Below are 5932 nucleotides of genomic sequence, written 5' to 3' on the forward strand. Positions count from 1 at the left end.
AGGGCCACGCACAGGGCGGCGGTCAGTCGGGGATTCAGGCTCACGTCACCGACGATTCACCCGGGCCGTGAGCCCTCGATGAGCCGAAGATGAAGGGAACTTCACCCGGCGGGCTCACCCGGCGGGCCCGCCCCGCCGCGGGACCGTCACGCGGGGAGCCGGTAGCCCATCCCGCGGACCGTCTCCACCTTCTCCGCGCCGAGCTTCTTGCGCAGCGCCCGTACGTAGACGTCCACGATGTTGGAGCCGGGGTCGAAGTCGTAACCCCACACGTGGGACAGGATCTGCTCGCGGGAGAGTACCTGCCCGGGGTGCCTCAGGAACAGCTCCAGCAGCACGAATTCACGGGCCGTCAGATCGACGGTGCGATCCGCGGCCCGCGCCCTGCGGGTGCGCAGGTCCAGGGAGAGGTCGCCCGACCGCAGCACCGTCACCTCCGGCGCGCGGGCCGCCGTGCGCAGCCGCAGCCGTACCCGGGCGAGCAGTTCCTCGAAGCGGAACGGCTTGGTCATCCAGTCGTCGGCGCCGCCCTCCAGGCCGGCCACCGTGTCCCGGACCGAGTCCCGCGCGGTCAGCACGATCACCGGGGTCGTCACCCGGGACTCGCGCAACTCGCGCAGCACGGTGAAGCCGTCCCGGCCGGGCAGCCCGATGTCCAGGACGACCAGGTCGAAGCCGCCGGTCAGCGCGTACTCGTAACCGGCCTCGCCGTCGGGGACGACGGTGGTGGTGAAGCCGTTGGCGCGCAGGCCCTTCTCCACGAAGGAGGCGATGCGCTCCTCGTCCTCGACGATCAGAATCCGGTTCACGCGCGTGCCTCTTCCCCGATGTCCACGGTCACTCCAGCGTCAGTACGAAGGTGGCGCCGCCGCCCTCGGTGTCGTGCAGGCGGACCCGGCCGCCGTGGCCCTCGGCGATCGCCCTGACGATCGACAGGCCGAGCCCGGCGCCCGAACCGCGCACACCGCGCCGGGAGGTGCCGCGCCGGAAGCGTTCGAAGATCAGCTCCCGGTCCTGCGGCTGGACTCCGGGGCCCGAGTCGGCGACGTACAGCTCGATCCGCGAGCCCTCGGCGCGGGAGCCGATGCGGATGGTCTGACCGGTGGTGGTGTGCTGCACCGCGTTCTGCGCCAGCTGCACCATCGCCTGGGTGATCCGCTGGGGGTCCAGCTCCACCTCCCGGTCGGCGATGTCGGTGAGCTGCCAGTCGCGCTCGCCCAGGGTGCGGGCCTTGACGTAGACGTCGGCGGTGAGTTCGGCGAGCTGCACCGGCTCCGGGGTGACGAAGTCGGGGCGTTCGGCCTTGGCGAGCAGCAGCAGGTCCTCCACGATGCGGCTCATCCGGTCGAGTTCGTCGGTGACCAGGCGGACGGTCTCCTCGCGCTCGGCGGGGTCGTCGCCCATCAGCTCCAGATGGCCGCGCACGATCGTGATCGGGGTGCGCAGCTCGTGGCCGGCGTCGTCGACGAACTGGCGCTGCGCGGCGAAGGCCCGTTCCAGGCGGTCGAGCATCGCGTTGAACGTCTCGGCGAGGGCGGCGATGTCGTCGTGCCCGCGCACCGGGATGCGGCGGGTGAGGTCCTGCTCGGTGAGCTGCGCGGCGGCGGTGCGCACCAGGCGTACGGGCTGCAGGATCCGCCCGGCGACCGCCCAGCCGATGCCGGTGGTCAGCAGCAGGGCGACCCCGGAGATGGCGAGCAGCACACGGAACACCTCGTCCACGCGCGCCACCTCCCGCTCGGGGTGGAAGGCGACGACGAACGCGGCCTCGGGTGCGCCGCCGGCCCGGGCCACGGCCACCTTGGCCCAGCGGATCTCGCCCTCGGGCCGGTGCAGCACCCCGGAGGCGTCGGGCGAGTCGAAGATGCGGCGCCGGGCGTCGGAGTCCCGGTGCAGGGGCAGGGCGACGGGCAGGTCGCGCGGCTGGATGATCTTCGCCGGCCCGCCGCTGGGCCGGGCCACCAGGCCGATCAGCTCCTCGTCCGGGTCGGCGTACTGCCGTTCCAGGAAGACCCGCAGCAGCCGGTCCGGGGCGGTGAAGGGCCGCCCGGTCTCCGGATCGAAGCCGCGCTCCTCGAAGTTGGCGAACTCGCCGGCCTCCTGGGCGAGCAGCCCGCTGATCCGGTCGTCGACGTCCCGCAGCAGGAAGGAGCGGGTGGTCGTGGCGACCGAGGCGAGCGCGACGGCCATGACGAACAGCAGCCAGAGCAGGATGCGGACGCGGGCGGAGATCCGCCGGCGCACGGGGTCAGCCGTCGTCGCCCGGTCCGTCGTCCTCGCCGGGGCCGTCGTCCGAGGAGTCCCGGCCGCGGTCGTCGTCATCGTCATCACCCGCTGGGCTGTCGGTCACCGGAGGCCGGGAGACGACCTCGTCGCTCGGCGTCGGTTCGGGCCGCGCGGACGGGGCCGTGGACGCCGGAGTGGGGGAGCCGCTGTCCAGCTCCACCCGCGGCGGGACCTTGGGCGGTTCGGGACTGTCGGCGAGGGCGAAGCTCGTGGCGGCCACGCCCAGGGGGATCAGTACGACGGCGGCCAGGGCCGCCATCCGGCGAGTGAAGACCATGGCCCCGATCCTGCGGCGGGAACCGGACGGCGCGGATGAGCCGGAGATGAAGAACTCTTCATGCTCGCCGCGCTCGCCGGGCCCTTCGCGGTCCGGCCGCCGCGTCCCCGCTCCTCAGCTGTCCAGGCCGATGGCGAACGCCGCCTCCAGGTCGTGCTGCGAGTACGTGCGGAACGCCACGTGCGTGTCGGTCCCCTCCACACCGGGGATCTTGCTGATCCGGCCCGGGATGACCTCCGCCAGGTCCTCGTGCTGCCGGACCCGGACCATGGCGATCAGGTCGTAGGTGCCGGTGACGGAGAAGACCTCGCTGACGCTGTCCAGCGCGGCGATCTGCTCCGCGATCTCGGGGATCCGGTCCACGCTGGTCTTGATGAGGACGATCGCGGTGATCACGGCTGGTTCTCTCCCTCGGGGACTGGAGCAGGGGTGGCCTTCACTGTAGTCGCCCGCCCGAAGCGGACCCACGCGTAGCAGAAGCCCAGCCCGAACCCCACCAGGTGCGCCAGGTACGCCACCCCCGGCCCGTCGGCCGCCTGTCCCGCCGCCGCCCACTGCAACGCCGCCCAGAACGGCAGCACCACCCACGCCGGGAAGCGCACCGGCAGGAAGAACAGGAACGGCAGGAGAGTGGTCACCCGGGCCCGGGGAAACAGGAAGAGGAAGGCGCCGAGGACCGCCGAGATCGCCCCGGAGGCCCCGACCAGGGACTGCCCGGAGTCCGCGTTGGCGGCGGCGTACCCCAGCAGGGCGAGGTAGCCGCAGCCCACGTAGCACACGGTGAACCGCACGCGGCCCATCCGTTCCTCGGCCATCACTCCGAAGACGTGGAGGAAGAGCATGTTGCCGAGCAGATGCACCCAGCTGCCGTGGACGAACAGCGCCGTGGCGGGGGTGAGGGCGGCCCCGGGGGAGCCTTCGAACAGGTCTGCGGGGATCACACCCCAGCGCCGGAAATAGGCCCGCTGCGCCGCGAGCAGCTCCTCCCCGGAGCCGTGGGCCGGATTCAGTCCCGAGGCCGGCCCGATCAGGAAGACCAGGCAGCACAGGACGACGAGGGTGTGGGTCACCGGGGCCGGCGAGCCCCGCATCGTCCTGATCGTCCTGGCGGCCGACGCGCTCCAGTCACGGATCATGAACACAGAGCATGACGTAACCGGACGCATCGGCGCAGACCGCCTCGCCGCCGTGGACGGGCGGGCGGCCGGTACCCGCCAGGCCGTAGGGTTACGAGCCACACGCACCGGGCAGCCCGGTGCGTCACGGACACTGGAAGGAAGGCGAACAGCCACGATGACGGTTCCTCTGCCGACCGCCTCGACGCGGTGGCGCTGCACCCTCTGCGGCAACCTCACGCGGTTCGACGTGACCCGCTCGTCGAAGGTCGTCGAGTACGTCCACCTCGATCTGGCCGGAGAGCCCAAGGTCGAGGAGCGCGAGGTGCTCGATGAGACGATCGAGTCGGTGCGGTGCCGCTGGTGCAACGCCGTGGACCAGGTGGAACTCGTGGACAGGCCGGGTGCCGGCTCCTGAACAGGGGCGGGCCCCGCTGACGGCGACCCCGCGCGTGGGGTCGCACACAGGCATTGGGGTGTGACGGATGGTGGAGACCGCAGGCGGGGGGCCGGAGGACGGCGCCGCCGAGGTGCTCGACCGTCCGCTGCCCGACGGAGTGCGCCGCCGGGTCGTCCAGATCGCCGCCGACGGCTTCGGCGGGCTGACGGTCACCGAGCTGCCCGCCCAGTTGCGGCAGTACGCCCGGTTCACCCCCGGCCGCCGCGCCAAGTTCGCGGGCAACGCCATGGCCGCGGCGCTGGAGAGCGATCCGCTGTTCCGGCAGCGCATCGGGGAACGGCTCAGAGAGGCCCAGCCGGAACTGACCGGCGCCCTCGACTCCGGCTCCCCGCCCCCGGCCGCGGACCCGCTCGACGTGGCGGCCGCGGCCTACGTACTCCGCCCGGCCGGCTGGGTCAAGCTGGTGACCGCCGCCGGCGAGGAGGCGCAGCGCGCCGACGCCGAGCGCGTCGACGAGGAGACCCGGGCCGAGCTGGAGCGGCTGCGCGCCGAACTCGCCCGGGCCCGGGAGCACACCAGGTCCGAGACCGAGCGGCTGCGCGCCGAGCTGGAAGCGGCGAAGAAGGAAGCCGAGTCGCTGCACCGCAAACTGCGCTCCGCGCTCAGCGACGTCAAGCGCGGCGAGGCCGCCCTGCGCAAGCTGCGGGGCGAGATGGAGGCGGTCCGCGCCGAGGGGCACGCCCAGGTGTCGGCCGCCGAGAGCGAGAGCCGGCGCCTCAAGGCGAGGCTGGGGGAGACCGAGGCCGCGCTGGAGGCCGCGCGCCGGACGGCCCGGGAGGGCCGCAGCGTCGAGGACATGCGGGTGCGGCTGCTGCTGGACACCGTGCTGGACGCCGCCCAGGGGCTGCGGCGCGAGCTCGCGCTGCCTCCGGTGTCCGTGCGGCCCGCCGAGACCGTGGACGCCGTCGAGCCCGGCCGCATGACCCCGAAGGACATCGCCGCCCGCGCGCTGTCCGAGGACGACCCCGCCATCCTCGACCAGTTGCTGGCGCTGCCGCAGGCGCACCTCGTCGTCGACGGCTACAACGTCACCAAGACCGGCTATCCCCAGATGCCCCTGGAGAAGCAGCGGCTCAGGCTCCTGGGCCAGCTCGCCCAGCTCGCCGCCCAGACCGGCGCGGAGGTGACGTGCGTCTTCGACGGCGCCGAACTGGCCGCGCCGGTGCTGCTGGCGCCGCCGCGCGGGGTGCGGGTGCTGTTCTCCAAGCCGGGCGTCACCGCCGACGAGCTGATCCGCCAGCTGGTGCGCGCCGAGCCGCCGGGCCGGCCCGTCATCGTCGCCTCCACCGACCGCGAGGTGGCCGACGGAGTGGCCCGCGCGGGCGCCCGTCCGGTCGCGTCGGCGGTGCTTCTGAAACGCTTCTCCAGGGCGTAGGCGTAACGCCCCGTACGTCCCGACAGGCGCATACGCCCCAACCGCAACGTACCCGCCGATTGCCCGAATTGGCGGGATGTCCGTGCGACGTAGCGTCAACCCGATATCACCGTACGTGAGTTCAAGGCAAAGAAAACACGCTGTGACGGGAATTCCGGGCCTGAGGATTTGAACTGATCACAAGAGAATCACTAGGGTCGGGCCTCGAACCTCCGCTCGGTTGATCGTTCACATGGGGTGGCGACGGCGGAGGCCCCGCCCACCGGCGTGTCGGTAGGCGGCTGGAGGAAGAAGGAGCTCGCCTTCGTGGCGTCCCACCGTCGTCCCAAGCAGCCGAGCCGCGCACGTGTGACCGTGCTCACCACCGCTGCCGCAGCTGCCGTCGCCCTGAGCTCGCAGGCCGCCAACGCCGCTCCCAG

At 72.6% G+C, this 5932-nt stretch carries 7 protein-coding genes; 2 read left to right on the forward strand and 5 right to left on the reverse strand.

Features of this window, described 5'->3' with window-relative positions; translation table 11 throughout:
• Positions 1-146: 146 nt before the first annotated feature.
• The 5 genes from RIM90_RS21675 to RIM90_RS21695 form a co-directional block, all read right to left on the reverse strand.
• The gene (locus RIM90_RS21675; protein ID WP_309062411.1) at positions 147-809 is read right to left on the reverse strand and encodes a response regulator transcription factor; all 663 of its coding nucleotides are present in this window, start codon (positions 807-809) and stop codon (positions 147-149) included.
• 28 nt (positions 810-837) lie between these two features.
• Positions 838-2322: an ATP-binding protein gene (locus RIM90_RS21680; protein ID WP_309062412.1), complete on the reverse strand. Its 1485-nt coding sequence runs from the start codon at positions 2320-2322 to the stop codon at positions 838-840.
• Entirely contained in the window at positions 2249-2563 is a 315-nt protein-coding gene (locus tag RIM90_RS21685) for a small secreted hydrophilic protein (protein WP_309062413.1), read from the reverse strand. Before RIM90_RS21685 ends, RIM90_RS21680 begins: the two co-directional genes overlap by 74 nt.
• A gap of 114 nt (positions 2564-2677) precedes the next feature.
• Positions 2678-2959 (reverse strand): Lrp/AsnC family transcriptional regulator, encoded by a 282-nt coding sequence (locus RIM90_RS21690; protein WP_159531942.1) that lies wholly within the window; start codon positions 2957-2959, stop codon positions 2678-2680.
• Positions 2956-3699: a rhomboid family intramembrane serine protease gene (locus tag RIM90_RS21695; RefSeq protein ID WP_309062414.1), complete on the reverse strand. Its 744-nt coding sequence runs from the start codon at positions 3697-3699 to the stop codon at positions 2956-2958. The genes RIM90_RS21690 and RIM90_RS21695 overlap by 4 nt, the downstream gene beginning before the upstream one ends.
• 157 nt (positions 3700-3856) lie before the next feature.
• Here RIM90_RS21695 and RIM90_RS21700 point away from each other — a divergent pair, with 157 nt between their 5' ends.
• Both RIM90_RS21700 and RIM90_RS21705 read left to right on the forward strand, forming a co-directional pair.
• Positions 3857-4096 (forward strand): hypothetical protein, encoded by a 240-nt coding sequence (locus RIM90_RS21700; RefSeq protein WP_073936621.1) that lies wholly within the window; start codon positions 3857-3859, stop codon positions 4094-4096.
• 67 nt (positions 4097-4163) lie between these two features.
• Positions 4164-5513 carry an NYN domain-containing protein gene (locus RIM90_RS21705; RefSeq protein WP_309062415.1) on the forward strand — a complete coding sequence of 450 codons (1350 nt, stop codon included), beginning with the start codon at positions 4164-4166 and terminating at the stop codon, positions 5511-5513.
• Positions 5514-5932: the final 419 nt, after the last annotated feature.

The organism is Streptomyces sp. (assembly GCF_031181555.1).
Lineage (GTDB): Bacteria > Actinomycetota > Actinomycetes > Streptomycetales > Streptomycetaceae > Streptomyces > Streptomyces fimbriatus.

Bases quoted from the DNA above. Each gene is read 5' to 3' on its own strand.
- RIM90_RS21680 (WP_309062412.1), bottom strand. From the start codon at position 2,322: ATGACGACGACCGCGGCCGGGACTCCTCGGACGACGGCCCCGGCGAGG.
- RIM90_RS21685 (WP_309062413.1), bottom strand. From the start codon at position 2,563: ATGGTCTTCACTCGCCGGATGGCGGCCCTGGCCGCCGTCGTACTGATC.
- RIM90_RS21695 (WP_309062414.1), bottom strand. From the start codon at position 3,699: ATGATCCGTGACTGGAGCGCGTCGGCCGCCAGGACGATCAGGACGATG.
- RIM90_RS21700 (WP_073936621.1), top strand. From the start codon at position 3,857: ATGACGGTTCCTCTGCCGACCGCCTCGACGCGGTGGCGCTGCACCCTC.
- RIM90_RS21705 (WP_309062415.1), top strand. From the start codon at position 4,164: ATGGTGGAGACCGCAGGCGGGGGGCCGGAGGACGGCGCCGCCGAGGTG.